Below are 24151 nucleotides of genomic sequence, written 5' to 3' on the forward strand. Positions count from 1 at the left end.
GCGGTTCCCCCTCCCCGCCCACCGCCCCGCCTCCTGCGCCATCGGCCAACGGCCGGAATGCCCGCTCCCAGGACGGCCGACGGCAGCACGAAGCCGATCTCGGCACCGCCTGTGCGGCGACCTGCATGGCACGGGACAGGTTCGCGGCGGCGCGAGGCCTGCGTCCCTCGGAACTGGAGCCGCGATCCGGACCCGGCGCAGCGAGCACCGGCTGATCGAACCGGCCCCCGCCGACGAGGAGTTCGTCGACCTGCTGGGCTGGGCGGACACCGCGCCCCGGCGGGCGGGCGCACCCTGCTGGAGCTCGCCCCGCACGAAACGGTCAGCGGGTGGCTCTACCTCGGCACCCCCGCCCCGGGCCGCCGCACCGCCCCCCGTTCCCCGGCACCCGTCGGCGGCCTGGTCTCCCGCTTCTCACCGCCTCCCCGGCGGGGCCCGGCCCCGCCCGGGCCGCCCGCCGAGGCGGTCCTGCCCCATGGCCTGGGAGGTACCCGGCCGGACAATCTGTTCCCCTGACGCCGACGGGCGTAGATTGGAGACAGGTCCTCCGAGGGGAGGCGAGTCCATGCCGTGGTTCGTCTGGCTCATCGCCGCCGGGGTGCTCGGTGCCGCGGAATTCTTCACCTTGACGCTGGTCTTCGGGCTGCTGGCGGGTGCCGCACTGGTCGCCGCCGTGGTGGCCGGGGTGGGCGTCGGGGTACTGGGCCAGTTCGTGGCCCTCGGAGTGGCGACGGCGGCGGGCCTGCTCCTCGTGCGTCCCGTCGCCCTGCGGCACATGGCGCAGGGACCCCTCACCCGCGAGGGCAGTGACGCGCTGATCGGCAGGCGGGCCGAGGTGGTGCGGGAAGTCACCGCGACCCACGGCCTCATCAGAATCGTCGGCGAGGAGTGGTCCGCCCGCGCTCTGGACGAGAGCCATGTGCTCCCCGTGGGAACCCTGGTGGACGTCATGGAGATCCAAGGTGCCACGGCCGTGGTCTACCCCCGCGAACTCCTTCCGTGAACGGCTGAGCGCATCCCGACGGAGGAACCATGGATCCGGTTGTCATCCCGATTCTCATAGCGGCGATCGTCGTGGTCTTCCTCGTCGCCTCCACGGTGCGGATCGTTCCGCAGGCACGCCGCTACAACATCGAGCGGTTCGGCAGATTCCACCGCACGCTGCAGCCGGGACTGAACTTCGTCCTCCCCGTGGCGGACCGCGTCAACACCAAGCTCGATGTGCGCGAGCAGGTGTACTCCTCCGACCCCAAGCCGGTGATCACCGAGGACAACCTCGTGGTGAACATCGACACCGTGCTCTACTACCAGATCACCGACCCGCGCTCCGCTGCCTACGAGGTCGCCGACTACCTCCAGGCGATCGACCAGCTCACCGTGACCACGCTGCGCAACGTCATCGGCAGCATGGACCTGGAGGGGACACTCACCTCCCGCGAGGAGATCAACGCCCGGCTGCGCACCGTCCTGGACGACGCCACCGGCAAGTGGGGCATCCGCGTCAACCGCGTCGAGATCAAGGCCATCGACCCGCCGAACACCATCAAGGAGGCGATGGAGAAGCAGATGCGGGCCGAGCGCGACAAGCGCGCGGCCATCCTGCACGCCGAGGGCGAACGGCAGGCCAAGATCCTCACCGCGGAGGGTACGAAGCAGAAGGACATCCTGGAGGCCCAGGGCACGCAACAAGCCATGATCCTTCGGGCGGACGGCGAGGCGAAGGCGGTGGAACGCGTCTTCCAGGCCGTCCACCGCAACAACGCGGACCCCAAGATCCTGGCCTACAAGTATCTGGAGACGCTCCCGCACCTGGCGCAGAGCGACAACAACACCTTCTGGGTGATCCCGGGGGAACTGACGGAAGCGGTCCGCGCCGTCACCAGCGCGTTCGGCGACCGCTCGGCGATGGGACTGCCCGCCGGCACACCGCCACCCGAAGGGGCCGGCGGTGAAGCGGACGGGGCGGCCGGGGAAGCCGGACCCGCGGAGCTCCGGTCCGGATCGGCGACGCTGTCTCTCGACGCCGCCACCGCTGCCGCCGAGGTCGCGAAACAGGCCGCCGCCGTGGTGGACGACGCGAAGGCCGAGGCGGAAGCGGCCAGAGTGCCGCAGGTGCCGGGACGGGGACAGACTTCCGGCGGCTGAGCACCGCGAGCGACGGCTGAGTACCCGAGCTGGGCGGCCCCGGCACCCCCAGCTGTTCCCCAGGTTTCTGTTCCCCAGGTTTCCCGGCACCCGACGCCGTGGCGGGCGATCATGGGCGAGTGAGGTCTTGAGTACAAGGCCCATGCCGACCGGGGGAGTTGTCGAAGCCGTATGTCCGTACCCAACCAACAGCCCGGAGCGTCGGCCGCCGGGCGGGGCACCTCGATGGTCGTCTGCGGGGACGACGCGCTGGGCTACCGGCTCGCCACCGAGCTGCACAGGATCTACGCGGAGCGGGTGACCCTCGTGGTCCCGCCGGGGCCACGAGGTGCGGAAGCGGACCGGGACGACCCGAGACGGGTCCCCGCGTTCGTCGGCCGGGTGACCGCCGCGTTCGGCCGCGGAAGCCTCGCCACGCAGGCCGCCGAAGGGGTGCGCGTCGTACGGGCCGCGCCACTGGACGAGGAGTCGCTGCGGGCCGCGGGGGCGACGGAGGCGGACGCACTGGCGCTCGTCCATGACGACGACGAGACCAACATCCGCGCCGCACTGACCGCCCGGCGCCTCAACCCACGGCTGCGGCTGGTGATCCGGCTGTACAACCGCAAGCTCGGCCAGCACCTGGAGGAGCTGCTCGACCAGGCGGCCGCCGTCGCCGCACCCGACCTGGACCCGGCGGCACTCGACGCCTCGACCACCGTGCTGTCCGACGCCGACACCGCCGCCCCCGCGCTGGCGGCGACCGCCGTGGCGGGCACCAGCAAGATCGTGCACGCGGGCGGACTGCTGCTGCGCGCCGTGGAACGCACCCCGCCGCGCCGCGGCGAGGTCGCCGATCCGGGGCTGTGCACCCTGGCTCTGCTCTCCTCCACCACACACGACCCGGCAGGCGCGGAAGGCTCGGACAGCAGCGGCGGCGACGCCCCCCAACTCCTGCCCGACGCACGGTCGGTGACCGCGGCGGCAGGCCGCGGGACCATAGTGCTGGAGGCCATCACCCACACCGGCCCCGCCCGCTCCACCCGCCGGGCCACCAGCAGGGGCATGCCCCTGGGTGAACTGTTCTCCCGCCGGTTCCGGTGGTCGCTCGCCGGCGCCCTCGCCGCCGTCCTCGCCCTGACCCTGGCCTCCTGGCAGATCACCGCAGACCACCCGCTGCACGCCGCCTACCTGACGCTCCTCGACATCTTCGCCATCAACGAGCCCGCGGTCGACGAATCCGCGGGCCGTCAGCTCCTGCAGATCCTCTCCGGCTTCGTCGGCCTGCTCCTGCTGCCCCTCCTGGTGGCCGGGGTCCTGGAAGCCCTCGGCACCTTCCGCAACAGCTCCCTGCTCCGCCGGCCGCCGCGCGGGCTGTCCGGGCACGTCGTCCTGCTGGGCCTGGGCAAGATCGGCACCCGGGTGCTCGTACGGCTGCGGGACGTCGGCATCCCGGTCGTGTGCGTCGAATCCGACCCGCAGGCCCGCGGCATCGCACTGGCCCGCCGCCTGCGGGTGCCCGTCGTCCTCGGAGACGTCACCGAGGAAGGCGTACTCGAAGCAGCCAAAACCCACCGCGCGCACGCCCTGCTCGCCCTGACCAGCTCCGACACCACGAACCTCGAAGCCGTGCTGTACGCCCGTACCGTCAAGCCCGACCTGCGGGCGGCCCTGCGGCTGTACGACGACGACTTCGCCACCGCCGTCTACCGCACCCTGCGCACCGCCCACCCCAGGGCGCTCACCCGCAGCCGCAGCGTGTCCACCCTGGCGGCCCCTTCTTTCGCCGGGGCGATGATGGGCCGCCACGTACTGGGTGCCATCTCCGTCGAACGGCGCGTGCTGCTGTTCGCCGCACTCGAAGTCGCCGGGCTCCCTCAGCTCGAGGGCCGTACCGTGGCCGAGGCGTTCCGCGCGGGAGCCTGGCGCGTCCTGGCGCTCGACCCCAGCGACGCCTCCCGCCGTGTCCCCGACCTCGCCTCCCCGAACGGCGCGGAGGACTCCGAGGGCGTTCCGGAACTGGTCTGGAACCTGCACCCCGGCTACGTGCTGCGCCGCGAGGACCGGGTGGTTCTGGCCGCGACCCGCAGCGGTCTCGCCCAGCTCCTGGGCCGTCCGGCCCCTACCGCACGCCGGGACGACGTGCGGGACGCCACCTAGGACCCGGCACGGCGCGGTGTCGCCGCCCCCTCCGGGTCACTGCCCGCGGGCCCCGTCCGCTGGTAGATGTCGGGGATGCCGTCGTGGTCGTCGTCACGGTTCTCCTCCTCGTACAGACGGCGGTAGATCCCGTTGCGGCGCCTGAGGAGGAGTGCGGCCATGGCCACGGCGATCAGGGAGCCGACCAGGACCGCTGTCTTGATGTGCTCGGCGGCGGTGGGGTCGGGGAAGGCGAGTTCGCCGATCAGCAGGGCGACCGTGAAGCCGATTCCGGCGAGTACGGCCAGCGCGAAGACATCGGCCCACGCCAGGTCGGGGTTGAGCCGGGCCCGGGTGAAGCGGGCGGCGAGGTAGGTGCCGACGAAGATCCCCAGGGTCTTGCCGAGCACCAGCCCCAGCACCACGCCCAGCGGCTCCGGCCGGGTGAACACCTCGCCCAGCGAAGCGGCCGAGACGCCCACCCCGGCGGCGAACAGGGCGAACAACGGCACCGCGACGCCCGCCGAGACGGGGTGGAGCAGGTGGGAGGTGCGCTCCGCGGGGGAGGCCCGCTCGCCCTTGTCGCGCGTGGTGCGCAGGATCAGCCCGATGGCGACTCCGGCGACGGTGGCGTGGACGCCCCCGTTGTACATCAGCGCCCAGATGGCGACGCCGAGCGGGAGGTACCACCACCAGCCGCGCACGCGGAAACGCTGCAGCAGGTAGAGGACGAACAGTCCCGCGAACGCCCCGCCGAGCGCCACGAGGTTCAGGTCGTCGGTGAAGAAGACCGCGATGATGAGGATCGCACCCAGGTCGTCGACGACGGCCAGCGTGAGCAGGAACGCGCGCAGTGCGGCCGGCAGATGGGTGCTGAGGACCGCCAGCACGGCGAGCGCGAAGGCGATGTCGGTGGCCATCGGCACGGCCCAGCCCGCCGGGCTTCCACCGCCGGCCGACGCCGTGAGGACGTACAGCGCGGCGGGTACCGCCATTCCGCAGACCGCGGCGATCACCGGCAGGGCCGCCGTGGCGGGAGTGCGCAGCTCGCCGACGACGAGTTCGCGCTTCAGCTCCGTGCCCGCGACGAGGAAAAAGAGGGTGAGCAGGCCGTCGGAGGCCCAGTGGCCCACGGTGAGGTCGAGGCCGAGCGCCGGTATCCCGAAGGAGAATTCGCGTATCGCCTCGTAGGCGCCGCTCCAGGGCGTGTTGGCCCAGACCAGTGCGACGACGGCGGCCGAGAGCAGCACCAGCCCGCCCGTTGTCTCCGTCCGCAGGGCCCGGGCCACCGCGGTGCGCTCCGGCAGGGGCAGCAGGCCGAGGAAGGGCGGACGTTCGCGGGGTGAGTCAGCCATGAGGGAGGTCCTCCGGTTCGCCGGCTTCAGGGCATACGTACCCTCGGACGCCGACCGGGTTTCCCGGCACACCGCGCGTCGGTGGGGCCGCCGGGGGGCGGTCCCTTGACGCGTTCTTTACACCGTATGTGCCGGGCGGTCGGGTTGCCAGGTGGGGTTCCACCTGCTGGAACGTGGCCGGGGGCAGGGCAGAGGGTCCGTGGGCGGCGGCGGTGCGAGGTGCCCACGGACCCTGGGGGTGGGACGGCCGTATCAGGCGGTCAGCGGCCCTGCTTCACCGCTTGTCCAGGACCACGTGCTCGTCCGCGACCGCGGCCGCGGCCTCGGTCTCGTCCTCGGTGAGCTCCCCCGCCTTGCGGGCGCGGACGAACTCCAGGAAGGAGTTCAGCTCGCGCTTGACGACCGGGGCCAGCAGGTACAGGCCCACGATGTTGATGACGGCGAGCATGAAGAGCACGGCGTCGGCCATGTCGATGAGCGTCTGCAGGGTGAGCAACGACCCCGCGATGGCGAACAGGGTGTAGACGACCTTGTAGGTCAGCTCGCTGGCCCTGCTCCGTCCGAAGAGGTACGTCCACGCCTTGAGCCCGTAGTAGCCCCACGTCAGCACGGTCGAGATGGCGAACAGCATGACCGCGACGGTGAGGATGTACGGGAACCAGGGCAGCACCGTGGCGAAGGCGTCGGACGTGATGGTGACGCCGCCGACCGACTGGTCCTTGCGTGCCTCGCCCCAGCTGGCGGGGTTGGCGATGACGATGGTCAGCGCGGTCATCGTGCAGATGACGACGGTGTCGATGAACGGCTCCAGCAGGGAGACGAGGCCCTCGCTGGCGGGGTGCTTGGTCTTGACCGCGGAGTGCGCGATCGGCGCGGAGCCGAGACCGGCCTCGTTGGAGAACGCGGCCCGCTTGAAACCGATGATCAGCGCGCCGAGTACACCGCCCGCCACTCCCTGGGGGTTGAAGGCTCCCTCGATGATGGAGCCGATGGCGGCAGGGACAGCGGTGACGTGGACCAGGATGACGGTCAGGCAGGCGACGATGTAGATGCCGGCCATGGCCGGCACGAGCTTGCTGGTGACGTTGGCGATGGAGCGGATGCCGCCCAGCAGCACGATGCCGACGAGTGCGGCCACCACGATGCCGAAGAACAGGGCGCCGGCGGAGGAGCCCATCAGGCCGTCCTCACCGCCGGTGACGGAGACCAGCTGCGCGTAGGACTGGTTGACCTGGAAGAGGTTGCCGCCGAAGAGACCGAAGAACAGGATCATGACGGACGCGAGGACCGCCAGGACCTTGCCGAGCGTCTTGCCCTTCTTGCCGAAGCGTTCGGCCAGGCCCTTGGGCAGGTAGTGCATCGGGCCGCCGGAGACGGTGCCGTCCGCGTGCACCTCGCGGTACTTCACGCCGAGGGTGACCTCGACGAACTTGGTGGCCATGCCCAGCAGGCCGCACAGGATCATCCAGAAGGTGGCGCCGGGACCACCGATGGAGACGGCGACGGCCACGCCCGCGATGTTGCCGAGGCCCACCGTGCCGGAGACCGCGGCGGTCATCGCCTGGAAGTGGCTGACCTCTCCGGCAGCCCCCTTCTCGTCGTACTTGCCCCGCACGACATCGACGGCGAGGCGGAACTTGCGGATCTGGACGAACCCGAACCACCCGGTGAACACCAGGCCGGCGAGGACGAGCCAGGCGACGATGAGCGGGAGCTCCGCGCCCCCGACGGGGACGGCATAGAAGACGACGTTCCCGAGCCATTCGGCTATGGGCTCGAAGAATCCGCTGACTGCTGCGTCAACGGAATCGGTGATGGAGTCGAGTGACACTGTGGCTCCCTCGCGTGGCGCGATTCCGACGCACGGGGGATGCGTCGGGAGAGAAGGGGGAATGAGCGAACGCCGTTGTCCGATCGGCGACCGGGACCGCTCCGTGGACTCGGAACGTCACTCCCGGTCATGAAGTCGGCTTTTGGGGACCGACCCACCATGGGTGGCGAGCGGGCGCCACCTGCGGAGTTGCGTAGTTTTACCACGCGCTTTACCTGATCTTTAGTGATGCACCTCACATACTCGCCGGGAACTTCCGAAAACGGAGTGAGCGGTACCTGACTGTTATGCGAACAGTCCGGTTCGGTTATCGGACATCAACGCGGAGCGACGGAATGGCCCCAGGGCCGGAAACGGAGTGGCCCCAAGGCCGGAAATAGATGCTCGCGCCCCAGCAGCAGCCTCCCCCTCCGGCGGGGACGGCCGATACGTCGAAATCCAAGCCCCCGCGGGACGAGCCCGGCCCGGCCGAGGGGCGGGGACCTCGATTACCTGAGGGGTAATCGACCCCTGCCGCGCCGCCCGGCAAAGTTGCGGTACCGGGGCCCGCCACCGCACCGCGGCCAGGACCCGGGCCACGATCAGCGCACTCAGCGCGCACCGCCACACGCCGGAGGACGAACAGCCATGTCCGCGACTTTCCTCACCGCCCTCGGCCGCAGCAGCGAGCCCGTCACCCTGCTGCGCCGCTTCCTCGCCCTCGACGCCGTCACCACCACCGCCAACGGCTTGGCCTACGTCGCCGCCTCCGGCCCCCTCGGGCGGCTGCTCGGGGTGGACTCCGGCCTCCTGCTCGGGCTCGGGGCATTCCTGGTGCTGTTCGGCGCCGGGGTCGGCTCCCTGGCTGCCCGGAGACGGCCGCCGGTTCTTGCCGTCAAGGTGGTGATCGAGTCCAACCTCGCCTGGTCGGTGGCGAGCCTCGTCGCCCTGTTCGCCTGGTTCGACGCCACCCCCGCCGGGACCGTGTGGATCCCGGCACAGGCCCTCACCATCGTCACCTTCGCCGCGCTCCAGCACCTGGCACTGCGCGCCACCGAGGACTGACGGCCACACCGGCGGGGGCGGCGTGTGCGCAGAGGTTCAACGCGCCGCCCCGGACGACGTCGGACCACCTGCCTGGAGGCCGCCGGACCACCTGCCTGGAGGCCGCCGGACCCCCTGTTACGGCACGGCCCGACGGGTATCAACTCGTGACGGCCCCAGCGATCTGCCGGGCCGCCTGGGCAGGCGTGAGGTGTGTGGTGTCGACGACCTCGGCCTCGCCGTGCAGCCAGGTACGGGCCGCCTCGGCGTAGGGCTCCAGGTGGCTGAGCCGGAAGGGGGAGTTCGGGCCGAGGACCGTGTCCCCCGCGATGCGTCCCCGGAGCGTCTCCTGATCGGCATGGAGAACGAAGTGCCAAACCGGAATGGCATGTTGTGCAAGGCCCGCACTGATCTCGCGCCAGTACTGCTCGACCAGCACGGTCATGGGCATCACCAGGGTGCCGCCGGTGTACTCGAGTACGCGGCGGGCGGTCTCGACCACGAGCGGCCGCCACGGCGGCCAGTGCTGGAAGTTGTCCGTCCCGGGCAGCCCGGGCGTGATGTCCATGAGTGTCTCGCCGACCTTCTCGGCGTCGAACACCCGCGAATCCGGGATCAGTTGCTGCACGAGTGCAGCGGTCGTCGTCTTGCCCGCCCCATGGGTGCCGTTGAGCCACACGATCATGGGCCCCGATGCTACTGGCTGGGATCCGAGGCCCGTTGCGGCCGCGTACGCGCGAAGGACCTGGGGGGGCACCGTGCCGAGCTGCGTCGCCGGTGACCCGCGCCGTGCCGTACCCCGGGGGCCCAGCATCCGCCGGCCTCCGCACTCCGGCACCGGCGGATGCTTCCGGTCGAACCTCCGCCCCTTACTGCGTCGGGAAGTCCGGGGCGGGAGCGGACACCTCGGGCGGGAGGCGGTCGGCGAGCAGGCCGGCGAACCAGGCCGCCTCCTCGGCGAGTTCGTCACCTTCGGCAGCGACCATCTGGAGCAGCCGCAGGAGGTCGTGGGCCTCGTCCGGACTGAGCAGGGCGGCGGGAACGGCCGTGGAGTCGGAGGTGCGGGCAGGGGAAACGTCAGGGGCTTCGGGAAGTGTCATGGTCCTTCTAACGGCCCTCTGGCCGTGTGGGTACGCGGGGCTCCCGAACGATCACCCGATCGCCCGAACCTCTGCGTCAGCGCAGGAGGAGAAGGACGGCCAGGGCGAGGAGGAGAGAGTCGATGCGGTCGAGCAGGCCCCCGGAACCCGCCAGCCAGTGAGCGGAGTCCTTCGCCTGTGCTCCCCGTTTGACCATGGATTCGAGGAGGTCCCCCGCCGGGGCGCCGACCGCCACCGCGACCGCCGTCGGCAGGCTCAGCGCGGACAGCGCGGCGAGCACACCGAGGGCGGCAGCGGCGCCGCAGAGGGTTCCGCTCCACCGCTTGGCCGGAGACAGCGGTGACAACCGCGGCCCGCCCAGCCGTGGACCGGCCACGTACGCGACGACGTCGCCCACCGAGACAGCGACGAACAGGGCGAGCGCGGTCGCGCCGAGCGGTGCCAGCGCGGCGAGCACGCTCAGCCAGACCAGCCCGAGCAGGCCCGCCCCGAGCCGGCGCAGCCCGTGGGCGGAGTCACCGCCCAGCAACGGGACCGCGGCGACGGCCAGCGCGCCGACCGCCACCGCCCGCACCTCCTGCCCGGGCGCCAGCCAGGAGGTCAGCACCACGCCGGAGACGCCGGCGGACAGTACCGCTCTGTCCGGCAGGGACAGGCCCATCAGCCCGCCGAACTCCATCGCCGCGACCACGCCGACCACGAGTGCCAGGGCCGTCACCCCCGGGGCGCCCCACCAGAACGCCCCGACGACCAGGGGCACCGCGACCGCCCAGCAGCACCAGCGGACCAGCAGTTCGCGGCGCCCGGAGATGGCCGCGGCGATCCCGCCGAGTGCCAGGGCCCCGGCCAGGAAGGGCACGTAGGAGGCGACGCCGATCCGCGCTCGGTGACATGGGCGTACTCGCCGTACCCCGGGTCCAGCAGCAGCACCCTGCTCTCCGGGGTCAGCCACCGGCCGAACGCCCTGAAGATCAGGTCCGACGAGCCGGCCCCTGCCACGAGCGTCTCCACCGGCAGCGCCCGCGACTGCGCGATCTCCGCCAGCAGGCCCTCGGCGCCGGTGGGAGGCGAGGTCCTGGCGGACCAGGCCGGGTCTTCCGCGAGCGCCGCACTCGCACCGGGAGCGGGCGGGAACCAGGCGTCCAGCACGTCGGCGGCGACGACCTCGTGGCGCCGGTGCAGGGTGCGGAAGTCCGTACCGACAGCGGTGAAGGAGGCGCCGCCGTGTTCACAGCCGTCCGGCCCCGGCGTCCCCTCCATGTCCAACTGCCAGTCGACGACGGAGCCGAACCGCTCCACAACGGTACGGAACCGGGTGGCTGCCACCTGGGTCAGCGCGGCGACCTCGCCCGTGAGCACCTCGAATGCCACCGCCCAGCAACTGCGGACGGTGCGCCCGACGGGCCGCAGACCGGCCGCCAGGTACATGCCGAGCAGTTCGCTGCGTCCCATCGCCACGACCGTGCGTCCTCCCCGGGAGGAGATCCAGCGCAGGGCCGCGTACATCAGGAGAGGCGCCACGGCGGTGCTCCGCCAGCGGGGCTCCACGGTGAGGATGCGTACCTCGAAGGCGCCCCCCTCGGAAAGCAGCGGCAGTTCGTCGCGCGTCAGGTACTTGTCCAGGCCGTACCGTCCCAGCCACGGCGGGGTCAGGCTGACGAAGCCGATGCGGACCGGTCCGCGGGCCGCGACGAGGTAGACGTTCTCGCCGTCCAGCGCGTCGTACAACCGCCGGTCCGCTCGCGCGGCGTGCTGACCGATCTCCTCGGCGTACACGCGATGCCTCAACTCGTGGATCCAGCCGAGGTCCTCGGGCGTGGCAGCTCGTATGCGCAGGTCGCGACTCATGCATGTCTCTTTCGGGCGGAAGGAGGAGGAGCGGCGGACGGGACGCCGACCGGATGCCGGGCCCGCCACGCGGGGGGCAGCGGAAGCCCGGAACCCACCGTGCCGGAAAAGGGCATTCGCCGATGTCCCACCCGAGTTCCGCGCCACGAAGACACCTTGCCGGTGCCGTGGGACCCGTACATGAGCACAGGTATCTGAGTACGTGCCCACCGGCAACGCCGCGTGCTCCCGGCGGGGTTGCCGCGAGTGACCGCACTTTCCCTCGGCCCGCGCTGGGTCCGCACCGCATCTGATTGATCATTTGTGGTGCTCCCGCGGAACCGAGCCCCTCCGTCACCCGTCATGACAGGTGCACCGCCGCACAGCCAGCACCACGTGCGGCCCCACGCATCACGCACCCCACGCGCATTACCTCGGGAGTCCTCGTGTTCATGCTCAGCAAGCGTTCCACCGCCGGCGTCTGCACCGCCGGGCTCCTCGCCGTACTGGGGACGGTCGCCGGTGTCACACCGGCGGCCGCCATCCACGGCGGGAAAGGCACGACCGTCGTGGACCACCCGTACATGATGTCCCTCCAGACCCCGGAGGGGGAGCACTTCTGCGGCGGCACCCTCATCGCCCCGACCAAGGTGCTCACCGCCGGCCACTGCGTCGACGAGGGACTGAAGCCCGGTGCGCTGCGGATCGTCGGTGGGCGGACCGATCTGCGGACCGGCAAGGGCACGGTCGTGAAGGCCGCGTCGATCAAGTTGCACCCGAAGTACGACGTGGGCACCCTCAACCACGACGCCGCCGTGGTGACCCTCGCGAAGCCGATGCCGTACAGGGCCCTGCCGGTGGCCGGTCCGAAGGACCAGGCGCTGTTCAAGTCCGGTACGCCCGTGACCACGGCGGGCTGGGGCCGCACCGCGACCAACACCCCCGGTGTGCGGCTGAAGTCGGCCGCACTGGTACTCAAGCCGCTCGCGGACTGTGCTCCGCTCACCGAGCCGTGGGAGACCGCCGAGAACAAGCTCTGCGGGACGCCCACCGCCGGCACCAAGGACAGCATCTGTGCGGGTGACTCCGGCGGTCCGCTGATCGCGGGCGGCAAGCTGATCGGCATCACCTCCTCCGGCAACCACTACTGCGAGGACACCTACCCCTTCAGCATCTTCACCCGCGCCTCCGCCATTACGGCAGGACTGGGCGTGCCCACGAACTGAGGGCGCGTCAAGGGATGGTTCGGCGCCTGGCCGGGAGACCCCGCCGGAGAGGAGTCGGTGCGCTCGTCACCGCCTAGTCCCCCTAGATGTTTCTATCCAGAGGGGCTAGCCTTCCTTTCTCGCTCAGAGGAGGGTGTGGACAATGGATTTGCCCAGGATCGTGGCTCACCGGACCGAGGACGGGTGGATGCTCGAAATGGACGGCCTCCCGCCGGCCTACGTGCGCCGCCTGAGTGAGGCGGCCGAGTGCGGGCGTGTACTCATGAAAGCCGCGGGCGTATCCGGGGCGGAGCACGGTGTCCAAGTCAGCTTCGATCTTGGCCCCGAGCTCAACCGGCGCGTCAAGGCGGCGACTCAGGCAACCGTGGACGCCCACAGGGCCCAACTCCAGGCCGCGGCGGAACTCCGACGAACCGCATCGGCACTCAAGGATCAGGGCATGACCGGCCGGGACATCGCCCGCGTCCTCCACGTCTCGCCCCAACGGGTCTCCCAACTGCTCGCCCATCCAGCGACGGGCGGTGACAGCGCCGCGAGTTGAGCTTCTGGCGGGTCTCCGGGAGAGCGGGCGGCCCGGCCGGGCAGCGCCCTGACGGTCACGACCACACCACGCAGCCCCGTCGCTCCAGTTCCTCCAGCAGCGGCAGCGACGGATCGATGTCGTTCCACCGCAGATCCAGTTTCTCCAGCGAGGGCATCAGGCGGAGCCAGTCCGGAAGTTGGCGGAGGCGGTTGCCGCGCAGATCGAGGTGGCGCAGTCGCGGGAGGCCGGCCAGGCACGCCGGGACCTCGGCCACCGAGTTGTCCCGCAGGTCCAGGTGGCGGAGTTCGTGCAGAGCGGCGGTCGACGCAGGCAAGTGCGCGATCGCGTTTCCCCGCAACCAGAGTTCGCGCAGCCGAGGAAGCCGGCCCAGAGAGTCGGGCAGCTCCGTCAGCCGGTTGTGTTCGGCCCTGAGTTCGACGAGGCTCCGCATCTCTCCGAGGGACTCGGGGAGAGCAGTGAGTACGTTCTCGCCGACGTTGAGGTATCGCAACCGGGTCAACTTGCCCAATGTTTGCGGGAGATGGGCCAGCTGATTGTCATGGAGGTAGAGGCATCCACTGAGGTCCAGCAGGTTTCCCAGCTCCTCAGGAACCGCCGTGAGCGCGTTGTGACCGAGGTCCATGGTCCTCAGGCGCTGGAGACGCCCGATCCCCGGCGGCAGCGTGGTGAGTCCCGTATCGGCGAGGATCAGCACGCGGAGGTCCGACTGTCGCCAGACCTCTTCGGGCACCTCCCCGAGTTCCTGACGCCACAGGTTCAGTGTGTGCTGCACGACTCTCCCGCCTTTGTCCCGCGGTCCGAAGCCTCCCTTCTCGCCGCAGCCCTCACGAGTGGGTGGCGACGTTGGTGAGAGGCCAGGCGCGACCGGTTGCCGCACCCCGGTTCGGCATACCCCGCCCCCGGCCCCCCCGCTCCGTGCGTCTCCGGCTCTCAGCCGAAGATGTCCAGGGCATCCAGCCACGAGCCCTCGCTGTCCGCGGGGCGGGGCCGCACCGGGTGCGGTTCCGGGTAGGTCTCCCTCGCGGCCCTCGCCCGGACGATGTCGGGCCCCCCGCACGCCTCCACCGCGAAGGCTCCGAAGACCTTGGCGAACGCGGCCGGGTCGCGGAATTCCACGCCGAACGCCCGGCCGTCCCGCAGCGGCACCCACACCACGCGGTCGTACCGCGGCCACTCCTGCACCGGCTGCCCGTCCGCGGTCGAGTGCCCCTCCAGCCAGAGCCGCGCCACGTGCAACAGGTTCACCTTCTCCATCGGCAACCTCTTGCGCCGTACCCGCAGCTCACTCGACGTCAGCTCGACCCGCTGGTCCTTCTTCGGGTACCAGACGACGCCGATCCCGAACGGCACCCACAGCAGGATCCCGATCATCGGCAGGACCAGGGCGTCGCCCCACGTCCGGAGCAGCCCGCCGTCCAGCAGGTACAGCACCCCGAAGACCAGTACCCACTTCGCCGTCATCCGCCAGAATCCGGTGCCCTGCCGGTACAGGATCCGCCGCTTCCCCGTCATCGCCATACCCGCACGCTATCCGCCGCCGCGCAGGTCACCGCAGGCACCCCGAGGCACCCCCGGGCAGGGCAGACGCCTGGACGACGTCGAATTCTTCTCTGGACTACCGAGGGTGTCCCGTGACCAGGTGAGGGGACGATCAGTCCTGAGGGGAAGGGCCGGAGAACGGCTGCGACCGGCGAAGGTGTTAGTTTCTTTCCCGTGTTAAGCCACCAGGACGAGACTAGGGCGGCCTATGACGGGGTCGTCGACCTTTACGCGTCGATGTTCGCTAATCGGCTGGAGACGCAGCCGTTCGCGCGGAACATGATCGGTACCTTCGCCGAGCTCGTGCGTGCCACGGGGAACCTGCGGGCAGCCGACGTCGGGTGCGGGCCCGGTCATCTGACGGCCATGCTGCACGACTTGGGGCTGGACGCCTTCGGGCTCGACCTCTCCCCGGCCATGGTCGACCACGCTCGGCGGGCCCATCCGGCGCTGCGGTTCGACGAAGCGCGAATGGAGGCCCTGCCGGTCGAGGACGGCGCGCTCGGCGGAGTGCTGGCCCACTACTCGATGATCCATACTCCACCTGAGGAATTGCCCGTGCTGCTCGCCGAGCAGGTGCGTGTCCTGGCACCAGGGGGCCTGCTCCTGGTGTCCTTCTTCGGGACCGAGGGACCGAAGCCGGTCCGCTTCGACCACAAGGTGGCGCCCGCCTATAGCTGGCCGGCGGAGCAGTTTGCCGCGATGCTGACCGGGGCCGGACTCGTCACAGTTGCTCGGTTGCTCCATGACCCAGCGTCCGAGCGTGGTTTCCTCGACACTCACTTGCTGGCCCGCCGCCCGTAGAGCGTGGCCCGTGGCCTGGGTCAGGGTGGTGTAGATCATCCGCGTGGATGAAGCTCGTCTAACTTGAAGGTCCTCTTGCCGTACTGATTCGTGTCGCGATCTGGCTGAAACTGGGCATGCCGAGATTGATCACTTGGCGTTGACGGACTTGCTCTGTATCGAGCTGGATGAGCTTCTCCTCTGCGCTGGCGAGGCTGACTTGGAGTCCTTCGATCTCACCGAGCCATCCCTCCTGTTCTGCTTCGGTGATTCGGGCGATCAGGTTGTCGCGGATCTCGACGAGGCGGTGTCTCTGATCCGGGTCCGGTCGGAGCATGGAGAAATCGAATACACGCGTGTTCGTGGATGCAGGGCGTTCCGAATGCGCGAGCGCAGATTCCGATGGACAGTTTGCGTCGCTCGAAGTGCCCGAGGAAGGCATCCCATTCTTCGTTGGTGGGGGTTCGGTACTCCTCGCTGGGCCGGAGCGTTCGGCGCCGGGCGATGAATGCGCGATGGGCTTCGATGGCCTCGCCGGGGTAGATGGCGTTGTATCCCATGGTCGTGTTGATGCTGGTGTGCCCGGCGATGACCTGCGCGATGTGCGGGGGAAGGCCGCTGCGGATGGCGTCGATCACGGTCGTGCTTCAGCGCGGCGAAGAGCGCGTTGAACATCGCGTCGGGGATCCGCCGAGGCGCTCGCTTGGGGATGGCCGGCCGGTAGCGGCCCTGCCGTTCGTGGCGAAACCGCTCGTCAGGGTTGTGGTGAGCGTGTGCCCTGCCATGGCGCCGGGAGCGATCCAGTGGAAACGGGTTCAGGATCGGGCCGGTTCCCTCGGAGAGGTGGAAGTCGTAGAAGACCCGCAGGACGGTCTCGCAGTGCGCTCGCGTTGTCGGCGCGTATCTCGGCCCTGGTGACGTCTTTCCCGTGATCGGATTTGGGGCTCCGGGCGGCAGCTTCTCTGGTACTGGCTTTGGTGCTGTCTCCGTCTGGATGTCTCGTCGGTGGCGCCAGTGCAGCGGTGCGGGCTTGTTCGCGATCTGCATCCAGCGTGAGAAGTCCCGAGCGTCCGACCGGACTGCACGATCCCAGGCGATTCCGCAGCCCCACAGGGAGCGCCACCAACGCAGCAGATCCATTCCGTACGACCGGATCGTGGCTGCTGACTTGTCACAAGCCAGCAGCTCCGCGAAGAAGGCGGCCACGGGTTCGATCTCGACCCCGTCCGCGTCCAGCAGGACAAACGGCCTCCATCGATCTCCCGTCTCCGCCAGTTGTCCGGCCTCGGGCAGCACGAAGCTTGCTAACTCCCTCTCGGGATCACGTCCAAGCATCCACGGAAGCTAGCAGAAAGGCTATCTGACCTGCGAAAATACTGGATCTAGTTCAGTCAACGGATCGTTGCCCTCCGGGTCCTGGAGCTGGGCGGCGAAATGCCCCATGTCCGGCTCGTCCGTGATCCGGAGCACGACGGCGCCCGCCTCGACCAGTCGCTGCACCGTGGTGGTGACCCGCTGCGTGCGCACCGCCAAGGGGACGTCGCGCCCACCACCTGCCTTCAGGTCGAGGTGTATGCGGTTCTTGGTGGCCTTGGGCTCCGGAACCTGCTGGAACCACACCCGTGGCCCCCGTCCTGCGGGGTCGACGATCGACTCCGCGATGTCGCCCGCACCCGTCGGCAACTCCTTCTCGGGCACCCCCATGGCCACCCAGTACTCCCGCCATGTGGCATGGCCGACCGGCGCGGGTTCGGGTACGTATCCCAGAGCCTCGCTCCAGAACGCCACCATCCTCCGCGGGTCGGCACAGTCGATCGTCAGTTGCAGCGTCATCTCCATGAGCAGAGCCTGGCACCCGGGTCTGACATTCCCGGGGGGACCAACTGTCCTTTGAGTGAGGACGACCGCCCGCCCGGCCGTGGGCCCGGCGGCGCGCCCCCACCGGACCTGGTCTCCGTACGGCCGAGTGGACGAATCGTTTCCCCGCCTCCATCGGCGGGATGAGGGGCACGTGCCGTACAGCCCGCATCCCCTCCGCTTCAGAGACGTTGAGCCTGGCATGACGCACGATGAGGATGAAGCACTGCAGGACGCCGTCGCCCGCTGTCAGGCGGTCGAGCGGGTACTCGATGACGCGCAGAGGTGCTACCGGCAGGCCCAGGAAGCAACCGCGCTGGCCGAGGCCGAGCGGGTACGGGCCGACAGAGCCGCGGTCCGGGCGGAATCCACCCTCCTGGCCCTGCTCGTGCAGCAGGAGGCGACCATCGCCGCACTCACGGCGGTTCTGGAGCGGCAGGCACCCCGGATGCATCTCGGCACGCAGCCCTCGGCGACGGACGGCCAGGAGGCAAGTCCCCCTCCCGGCCGGCCCGGGGGCAAGGTGGGCACCGAGCCGCACGGCACCACCCACCGGGTTTCACCCCCGCGGTAGCAGTGACCGCCGACGCGCAGAAACGTTCGGCCGGACGGCCGCGCCCCGGGCCGCTGCTCAAGGCGGTGCCGCCCGCCGCCGCCCGGTGAAACCGCGGCCGGCGCTAGCGCCCGGTGAAACCGCCGGTCAGCGGTAGTAGGGCTCGACCACGGCCCGCACCTCGTCGAGCAGCGCAGGGCCGTGCTGCGGCACCGACGGCCGGCCGCTGCCTGGCCGGATGTCCAGGAGTTGCTCACCCGACAGGGCGAACACCACCTGGCGCAGGCCCGCCTGCTGGATGACGGACCCGCACATCCCGCACGGCTCGCAGCTGGTGTACAGCGTGGTGTGCGCCGCGGTGTCCGCGTCGAGTTCCCGCGCTGCCCATCTCGCCAGTTTCAGCTCGGGGTGTGCGGTGATGTCCTTGTCGGTGAGCGTGGTGTTGTGTTCCTCGGCCAGTACGGTGCCGTCCGGCCCTGCCAGCAGCGATCCGAAGGGCGGGTTGCCGCTGTCGCGCGCCCTGGCCGCGAGCGCGATGGCGCGGCGGAGGAGGGCGTGGTCGTCGGGTGGGGTCATGACTGCTCCGTTCTGGTGCGTGCGTGGAGGCGGACGGCCACCGCGGCGTGGGATGGTCAGGCCGAGCCTAGCCAGGCGGAGCGGTTCACCAGAAGGGATTCCTGCCTGTTCAGGGGCGGTTGGGCGGTGGATCTACCGGTAATCTGACGGGATGACCGAGAGTCTAGATACGACGGACTGGGCGATCCTGGAGGAAGTCCAGCGGGACGGCCGGATCGCCTTCACGGAGCTGGCGCGGCGGGTGAACCTGAGCACCTCGGCGACGACGGAGCGGGTGCGGCGCCTGGAGGCCTCGGGGGTCATCACGGGTTACCGGGCCACCGTGGATCTGGAGCGGACCGGCTACCCGGTGACGGCGGTCGTCCGGCTCAAGTACCCCGGCCCCGGCACCCGTCACGAGCCGCTGCGCCGGCTGCTCGCGGAGCGCCCGGAGGTCCTGGAGTGTCTGCGCACCACCGGGGACGACTGTTACGTGATGAAGGTGGCGACCACCTCCATGGCACACCTGGAGGAGATCGTCGACGAGTTGGCCGAACTCGGAAGCACCACCACGAGCCTCGTCCTCAGCAGACCCCTACCGTCCCGCGGCCCGCGCGCCCCACGGACGAACAGCACCGCATAGTCGCAGCTGCGTCGACTGCGCCCCTCGGCCCCTCTGCCTCTCTGCCCCTCGGCCCCTCTGCCCCTCGGTTCCTCCGCCCCTCGGCCGCTCCGCCTCTCGACCCACCGCGTCGACTGCGCTCTCCGCGACCCGCCGTCCGGTGGTCCCTCACCGCGCCTCCCGCCCGCACCCCGCAAGGGAACTCGGCGTCAGCGCAGGTAGGTGTCGAAGAAGCGGGTCGCGTAACGGGCCGCTTCCAGGCGCTGCTTGTCGGGGGTGAGCTGACTGGGGGTGTCGGTGTTGTTGGTGCTCCTGCACTTGTTGCCGGGGAGGTTGCGGTGCTCGACGGCGACGTCGTCGGTGGCGAAGGCCGGCCCGCTGCCCGGGGTCTTGGACCCTTTGCGACGACCCCCGTGACACGGGACTCAACGTGCCCACGGTGGCGGTGAAGGCAGGAAGCCTCGGTCCGGCACGGAGAAGTGTGCCGGTCCGGGGCCCGCAGCCCGGGCGGGCAGCCGAGGCCCGCAGTCGGGGCGGGCAACAGTAGTGGTGGACGCTGCGCATGCTACCCAGGCCGGAACGGCGGCCTGGACGAACGCGGATGGCACGACGTGGACCGTACGGGCCCCGCCGACCCGGTCCGCGCGGGCCGGAGCCCCAGCCTGTGCGGCATCGGCTCTCGTCGTACGGGTGACGCACACATGTCGGTCAGCTCCGCGTACGAGAGCCCGGGGGGCGCGGAGTCGTGATGCCCGGTCCGCCGCTGCCGGTTCCCCTCCCCCGGGAGACACCCGTGGTGCGCACGCCCTGGACTTGCCCGGGGGCGCTCTGGGACCGTCGGTGTGTCCACGCGTGCGCGGGGCGTGCCCACCGCCTGGGGGCGGGGGAGTCACAGGAGGACGGTGAGGTCCGTGGCACAGATCTTTGTCGTGGGGCTTGTGTCGACAGCTCTTCTGATTGGCCTGATCGCCGTCGTCGAGACGGTGACCGGCAGGTCCGCCCGGAAGCGCGGCGGCCGTGCGCCAAGTGCGTCGGGACGGGGCGAGGGCGAGAACTGGGTCGTGGGCGGGGCGGCGACAGGCTACGCAGGTTGGGCAGCCGACAGCAGCGCGTCGTGCGACAGCAGCTCGTCCTCCTGCGATACCGGCGGCGGGTGCGGCGGGTGCGGGTGCGGAGGTTGAGCCCGGGCGGGCACGCAGCCCGGGTGCGCCAGGCCGGGTGCAGTGGGCCGGGCGGGGGGCGCGGGGAGACCTCGCCGGGGCCCTGATGCGTGAGGCGGCGGCCGGACAGGCTAGTTTGCTCGGGTGAGTCTCCTTGATGATGTGGCAGAGCGCGACGGTTGGCGCTGCTGGGTGTGCGACGAGCCGGTCGACCCCGACGAGTCGGTGAACGACCCGCGAGGGCCCAGCGTCGACAGTCGGACCGCCGACCGGAAGGCCAAGGTCGCCGAACGGCTCGCGCACCGCGGGTGCAACACCCGCAAGGGCGCGGTCAAGGTGACCATCGCCTGGCCGGAGCACCTGTATGTGGTCGAACCCGCCCCGCTGATCGCCGTCGCCGCGAGGCTGGAGCGCAAGGGCGGCCGCGAGATGGTGGGCCGTTGCCCGACCGAGCGGGACGCCCAGGAGGCGGCGGACTGGCTGGTGGACCGGTTCTCCCGACTGGTACCGGGGCTGCCGGTGACCGCCCACATCGAGCCGGGCGGGGGCCAGTTCCTCGTCGTCCTGGCCACCGGCCGCCGCTGACCACGGATCACCGGCGCTCCGTCGCACCGTCGCACCGAGCGCAGCACAGGCGAACTCTCGCCGAGCGGATCACGGGCGCACTCTCGCGCCGTGCGGATCACAGGCGTACACCCGCGCTGAAAAGTTCAGTTGCGGGACAGGTCGTAGGCTGGCGTCATGATCGAAAGATTCCCGGAGGACGCGCAGCCTGCGGAGGTACTGCACGCCGCGTACGAGGCTCTCGCCGCCGTCGTGGTCCGCGTCGGCGAGCAGGAGTCCTGGCTGCCCACCGGATGCACGGGCTGGGTGGTTCGTGACCTGGTCTTTCACTGCCTCGGCGACGCCCAGCGCGCACTGGTTGCCCTGCACACCCCGGCATCCGGCCCACCGGACCGGGACGCGGTGACGTACTGGCAGGACTGGCGGCCCGACTCCGCGGGCGCGGCCGAGGGCCGGCGGTGGGCCCGGGTGAACGCGAGCACGTTCTCAGATTTTCTCGAGCTGCGTGAACTCTTCCTGGAGACCGCGGCAGCCGCTGCGACGGCGGCCGCCGGAGCCGATCCGCAACGCCTCGTCGCCACTCAGGGGCACGTGCTGAACATCGGCGACCTGATGTCCACCCTTGCGGTGGAAGCGACCGTCCACCATCTCGACCTCACCGACGGGCTTTCCCACGCCCCCCAGCCGTCGGCGGCCGGACTGACGTTGGTGCGTTCCACCCTCGACGGACTCCTGGGCCGCCCCGTACCGCTGGACTGGAGCGACGAGCACTACGCGCGGGCTGCGACCGGGCGCCTGCCCCTGACGGAGGCGGAACGGCAGTCCCTGGGGCCCGATGCCGCGCGCTTCCCGCTTTTCGGCTAGGCACTGTCCCTCCGGTCGTGATCGGAGCCGGAACAGCAGTGCGGCGGCGGTGACGGTGCCGAGGTAGCCGTTTCCGCGCTTGTCACAGCGGGCGACCATGGCTCCGAGATTGGGGCAACCGGTCACCCTGCGCCCGCTGGTCGCCGGCTCGGCGTGTCAATCACGGCTGTCTCCACCTACTTCGGCGGCATGGCCGGCCTCGGCCACGGCCCCGGACTCGCGTCCCTCGTCGCCCCATACCCCCTGCCGCACCAGACCTTTGCGCGCCTCGGAGCTCCTCGCGGCGGGCGGGAACTGCCTTGACCTGAAGCGCGATTGAGCTTCTACCGTGTACCTCAGTTGATCACTTGACGACGGGAGAAACGCTCATGATCCTCGTGACCGGGGCCACCGGAAACATCGGCAGCGCCCTGCTGAAGCAACTGCACGCATCCGGTGCCGGGCCGCTGAGAGGGCTCACCCGTGACGCCGCACGAGCCTCCTTTCCCAGGCAAGTCGAGGCAGTGGAGGGGGATTTCGCGGATCCGGCCTCTCTGAAGCCCGCGCTGGAGGGAGTGCAGTCGCTCTTCCTCGTGTCGCGTGTGGGCCCGGACGCCGACATCCTCCAAGTTGCTCGGCAGGCGGGTGTGGAGCACGTGGTGCTGGTGTCGTCGATCACCGTGCAGACGCATCCGCACCTGGGCCCCGCGGCCGAGAACCTCGCGGTGGAGCAGCTCCTCAAGGAGAGCGGAATGGCCTGGACCATCCTGCGGCCCACGCAATTCGCCTCGAACACCTTGATGTGGGCCGGTTCCATACGTGCGCACGAAACCGTCCGCGTACCGTACGCGGACACCGCGCTGCCGACCATCCACCCCGCGGACATCGCGTCGGTGGCCCGCGTGGCGCTGACCGAGCCCGGCCACCAGGGGCACACGTATGCCTTGACCGGTCCCGAGCCGGTGAGCGCCCGGCAGCAGGTCGAAACCCTCGCGGAAGTACTCGGGCGGGAGATACCCTTCGCCGAGATCAGCCGTCAGCAGGCCCGCGCGCAGATGGCCGCGATCTTCGGTGAAGAGGCCGCCGACGCGGTGCTCGATGTCACGGGCGGCGACGTCAACGACGAGCTGCTGGCCGTGCGCGACACGGTCCCCCGGGTCACCGGAGCTCAGGCCCGCCCGTTCCGGCAGTGGGTGTCGGAGAACGCCGCCGCCTTCCGGTGAGGCGCACGGTGCCCGGGGGATGCGGTCGGTGCGGGGCCGCCCGCGGTGTGTAGCGTCGCCGGGATGAGCGATGACTGGCGGTCGGAACGGATCGGAAGTGCACTGCGGGGAGAGAATCCCTCCATGCTCAGGCGCCTTGAAGCGGGATTCGCGGTGATCGGGGACGTCCAGTTCCTGCCCGGGTACTCGGTGCTGCTGGCGGACGACCCAGCCGTGGAGCGACTCTCGGACCTGCCGAGGGGGAAGCGGCTGGCGTTCCTGTCCGACATGGACAGGCTGGGGGAAGCCGTCGAGCGGGCGTGCGGGCGGCTGGACCCGGCCTTCCGCCGGGTGAACCTGGAGATCCTCGGGAACACCGACGGCTTCCTGCACGCACATGTGTGGCCGCGTTACGAGTGGGAGCCGGCGGACCTGGTGGGCATGCCTGTCTGGCTGTATCCGCGCGAGAGCTGGAGCGACGACACGTATGCACTCGGACCGCGGCACGACGAGCTGCGGCGGGCGATCGGTGCGGAGTTGGACCGGTTGCCGGACGTGCGTGGAGTGCGTGGCGGGCTCTGACGGCCACCTGATCACCGGGTCAGCGGCGTCCCTGTGCCCTCGTGCCTGTGCGGTGAGCCGGCGAGCCGGTCGGCGGCCGTGCGCCAGGCGGCCGTCACCGCCGCGTGGGCGTGTCCTGTCCCGACGGCACCGCCCGATGCCGGTTCGATCGGCGACCCGATGTGGACATGCAGGTCCGGGCGGCGCAACGGTGCCGTGAGCAGGCCCCCGATCTGCTTGGCGGTACGCCCCGACGTGACCCGGCGGGCACCGGCCTGCCCCACGGGCACCACCGGAGCACCGGTGCGCCGAACGAGCCGGGACAGGCCGGAACGGAAGGGCCCCGGGGCTGCCTCCGCGACGTCCGTCCGGCGCGGCAGACCCCCCTCGGCGTAGATCAGGACCAAGCGCCCGCGCTCCAGCGCCTCGGCGGCTCCGTCCAGGGCGTCGGCCGCGCGCCGGTCGCCGCGGTGGACGGGAATGTGCCCCTCACGGGCGAGGATGCGACCGAGGACCGGTACGCGCCACAGTCCGGCGGTCGCCATGACGACCGGACGGGCCCCGAGGCGGTGCAGGGCGGCAAGTACGACGGCAGGGTCGGCGAGCGAGGTGTGGTTGGCGGTGATGATGCTGCCGGGGGCCAGTTCGGCACCTGGATCGGCGGTGACCGTGAGGCGGCCCACGGCAGGCACCAGGACGTCGGCGAGGCGGCTGAGCATGTGTCGGGTCCCCTGACTCGGATG

General features: G+C 70.6%; 25 protein-coding genes and 1 pseudogene. 14 read left to right on the forward strand and 12 right to left on the reverse strand.

Annotated elements, in window-relative coordinates; all coding sequences use genetic code 11:
- Positions 1-565: 565 nt before the first annotated feature.
- From ACFWVV_RS23090 to ACFWVV_RS23100, 3 genes are all read left to right on the forward strand, one after another.
- On the forward strand, positions 566-1003 hold the full coding sequence (locus ACFWVV_RS23090) for an NfeD family protein (protein WP_384348637.1): 438 nt from the start codon (positions 566-568) through the stop codon (positions 1001-1003).
- A gap of 29 nt (positions 1004-1032) precedes the next feature.
- Entirely contained in the window at positions 1033-2145 is a 1113-nt protein-coding gene (locus tag ACFWVV_RS23095) for an SPFH domain-containing protein (protein WP_384348634.1), read from the forward strand.
- Positions 2146-2316: 171 nt separating this feature from the next.
- Positions 2317-4284: an NAD-binding protein gene (locus ACFWVV_RS23100; RefSeq protein WP_384348632.1), complete on the forward strand. Its 1968-nt coding sequence runs from the start codon at positions 2317-2319 to the stop codon at positions 4282-4284.
- Here ACFWVV_RS23100 and nhaA read toward each other — a convergent pair.
- Together nhaA and ACFWVV_RS23110 are read right to left on the reverse strand one after the other, a co-directional pair.
- On the reverse strand, positions 4281-5618 hold the full coding sequence (nhaA, locus tag ACFWVV_RS23105) for a Na+/H+ antiporter NhaA (protein ID WP_384348629.1): 1338 nt from the start codon (positions 5616-5618) through the stop codon (positions 4281-4283). The two genes, ACFWVV_RS23100 and nhaA, sit on opposite strands and share 4 nt — an antisense overlap.
- Before the next feature lie 274 nt (positions 5619-5892).
- The gene (locus tag ACFWVV_RS23110; protein WP_384348626.1) at positions 5893-7449 is read right to left on the reverse strand and encodes an alanine/glycine:cation symporter family protein; all 1557 of its coding nucleotides are present in this window, start codon (positions 7447-7449) and stop codon (positions 5893-5895) included.
- A 627-nt stretch (positions 7450-8076) separates the two neighbouring features.
- Here ACFWVV_RS23110 and ACFWVV_RS23115 point away from each other — a divergent pair.
- Positions 8077-8493 carry a hypothetical protein gene (locus ACFWVV_RS23115; protein WP_384348623.1) on the forward strand — a complete coding sequence of 139 codons (417 nt, stop codon included), beginning with the start codon at positions 8077-8079 and terminating at the stop codon, positions 8491-8493.
- Positions 8494-8632: 139 nt separating this feature from the next.
- On the opposite strand, the gene ACFWVV_RS23120 is transcribed toward ACFWVV_RS23115, so the two are convergent.
- The 4 genes and pseudogenes from ACFWVV_RS23120 to ACFWVV_RS23135 form a co-directional block, all read right to left on the reverse strand.
- Complete coding sequence (locus ACFWVV_RS23120; RefSeq protein ID WP_384348620.1) at positions 8633-9157, reverse strand: ATP-binding protein; 525 nt, start codon at positions 9155-9157, stop codon at positions 8633-8635.
- A 184-nt stretch (positions 9158-9341) separates the two neighbouring features.
- Positions 9342-9572, reverse strand: coding sequence for a hypothetical protein (locus ACFWVV_RS23125; protein ID WP_384348617.1), 231 nt, complete (start codon positions 9570-9572; stop codon positions 9342-9344).
- Between the two features lie 76 nt (positions 9573-9648).
- Complete coding sequence (locus tag ACFWVV_RS23130; RefSeq protein ID WP_384348614.1) at positions 9649-10431, reverse strand: phosphatidate cytidylyltransferase; 783 nt, start codon at positions 10429-10431, stop codon at positions 9649-9651.
- Between the two features lie 20 nt (positions 10432-10451).
- A pseudogene (locus tag ACFWVV_RS23135) lies at positions 10452-11420 on the reverse strand (histidinol-phosphate aminotransferase family protein); the annotation flags it as partial.
- Between the two features lie 431 nt (positions 11421-11851).
- Between ACFWVV_RS23135 and ACFWVV_RS23140 the strand changes: the two are divergent.
- Entirely contained in the window at positions 11852-12625 is a 774-nt protein-coding gene (locus ACFWVV_RS23140) for a S1 family peptidase (RefSeq protein ID WP_384348611.1), read from the forward strand.
- Between the two features lie 142 nt (positions 12626-12767).
- Positions 12768-13166: a hypothetical protein gene (locus ACFWVV_RS23145; protein ID WP_384348609.1), complete on the forward strand. Its 399-nt coding sequence runs from the start codon at positions 12768-12770 to the stop codon at positions 13164-13166.
- Positions 13167-13221: 55 nt separating this feature from the next.
- Here the strand turns inward: ACFWVV_RS23145 and ACFWVV_RS23150 are convergent, their stop codons facing one another.
- On the reverse strand, positions 13222-13941 hold the full coding sequence (locus tag ACFWVV_RS23150) for a leucine-rich repeat domain-containing protein (RefSeq protein WP_384348607.1): 720 nt from the start codon (positions 13939-13941) through the stop codon (positions 13222-13224).
- A 158-nt stretch (positions 13942-14099) separates the two neighbouring features.
- The gene (locus ACFWVV_RS23155) at positions 14100-14687 is read right to left on the reverse strand and encodes a hypothetical protein (RefSeq protein ID WP_384348603.1); all 588 of its coding nucleotides are present in this window, start codon (positions 14685-14687) and stop codon (positions 14100-14102) included.
- A 195-nt stretch (positions 14688-14882) separates the two neighbouring features.
- Between ACFWVV_RS23155 and ACFWVV_RS23160 the strand changes: the two genes are divergently transcribed.
- Positions 14883-15512, forward strand: coding sequence for a class I SAM-dependent methyltransferase (locus tag ACFWVV_RS23160; RefSeq protein ID WP_187065105.1), 630 nt, complete (start codon positions 14883-14885; stop codon positions 15510-15512).
- Positions 15513-15570: 58 nt separating this feature from the next.
- Here ACFWVV_RS23160 and ACFWVV_RS23165 read toward each other — a convergent pair whose 3' ends face one another.
- Entirely contained in the window at positions 15571-15828 is a 258-nt protein-coding gene (locus ACFWVV_RS23165; protein ID WP_384348600.1) for a hypothetical protein, read from the reverse strand.
- On the opposite strand from ACFWVV_RS23165, the gene ACFWVV_RS23170 reads away from it, so the two are divergent.
- Positions 15827-16162: a hypothetical protein gene (locus ACFWVV_RS23170; RefSeq protein WP_384348597.1), complete on the forward strand. Its 336-nt coding sequence runs from the start codon at positions 15827-15829 to the stop codon at positions 16160-16162. The two genes, ACFWVV_RS23165 and ACFWVV_RS23170, sit on opposite strands and share 2 nt — an antisense overlap.
- A gap of 685 nt (positions 16163-16847) precedes the next feature.
- On the opposite strand, the gene ACFWVV_RS23175 is transcribed toward ACFWVV_RS23170, so the two are convergent.
- The gene (locus ACFWVV_RS23175) at positions 16848-17330 is read right to left on the reverse strand and encodes a VOC family protein (protein ID WP_384348594.1); all 483 of its coding nucleotides are present in this window, start codon (positions 17328-17330) and stop codon (positions 16848-16850) included.
- Positions 17331-17550: 220 nt separating this feature from the next.
- Between ACFWVV_RS23175 and ACFWVV_RS23180 the strand changes: the two genes are divergently transcribed.
- Positions 17551-17922 (forward strand): hypothetical protein, encoded by a 372-nt coding sequence (locus tag ACFWVV_RS23180; protein ID WP_384348591.1) that lies wholly within the window; start codon positions 17551-17553, stop codon positions 17920-17922.
- A 126-nt stretch (positions 17923-18048) separates the two neighbouring features.
- Here ACFWVV_RS23180 and ACFWVV_RS23185 read toward each other — a convergent pair whose 3' ends face one another.
- Positions 18049-18477: a nucleoside deaminase gene (locus tag ACFWVV_RS23185; protein WP_384348588.1), complete on the reverse strand. Its 429-nt coding sequence runs from the start codon at positions 18475-18477 to the stop codon at positions 18049-18051.
- Between the two features lie 151 nt (positions 18478-18628).
- Here ACFWVV_RS23185 and ACFWVV_RS23190 point away from each other — a divergent pair, with 151 nt between their 5' ends.
- From ACFWVV_RS23190 to ACFWVV_RS23210, 5 genes are all read left to right on the forward strand, one after another.
- Positions 18629-19099 (forward strand): Lrp/AsnC family transcriptional regulator, encoded by a 471-nt coding sequence (locus tag ACFWVV_RS23190; RefSeq protein ID WP_384348585.1) that lies wholly within the window; start codon positions 18629-18631, stop codon positions 19097-19099.
- A 1283-nt stretch (positions 19100-20382) separates the two neighbouring features.
- Positions 20383-20823, forward strand: a complete 441-nt coding sequence (locus ACFWVV_RS23195; RefSeq protein WP_384348582.1) for a hypothetical protein — start codon at positions 20383-20385, stop codon at positions 20821-20823.
- Positions 20824-20979: 156 nt separating this feature from the next.
- On the forward strand, positions 20980-21666 hold the full coding sequence (locus ACFWVV_RS23200; RefSeq protein WP_384348579.1) for a maleylpyruvate isomerase N-terminal domain-containing protein: 687 nt from the start codon (positions 20980-20982) through the stop codon (positions 21664-21666).
- 368 nt (positions 21667-22034) lie between these two features.
- On the forward strand, positions 22035-22868 hold the full coding sequence (locus ACFWVV_RS23205; protein ID WP_384348577.1) for an NAD(P)H-binding protein: 834 nt from the start codon (positions 22035-22037) through the stop codon (positions 22866-22868).
- Positions 22869-22931: 63 nt separating this feature from the next.
- Positions 22932-23429 carry an HIT family protein gene (locus tag ACFWVV_RS23210; RefSeq protein WP_384348575.1) on the forward strand — a complete coding sequence of 166 codons (498 nt, stop codon included), beginning with the start codon at positions 22932-22934 and terminating at the stop codon, positions 23427-23429.
- An 11-nt stretch (positions 23430-23440) separates the two neighbouring features.
- Here ACFWVV_RS23210 and ACFWVV_RS23215 read toward each other — a convergent pair whose 3' ends face one another.
- A complete protein-coding gene (locus ACFWVV_RS23215; RefSeq protein WP_384348572.1) occupies positions 23441-24127 on the reverse strand; it encodes a lysophospholipid acyltransferase family protein in 687 nt (228 codons plus the stop codon).
- Positions 24128-24151 lie beyond the last annotated feature (24 nt).

Source organism: Streptomyces sp. NPDC058663, from assembly GCF_042716745.1.
Lineage (GTDB): Bacteria > Actinomycetota > Actinomycetes > Streptomycetales > Streptomycetaceae > Streptomyces.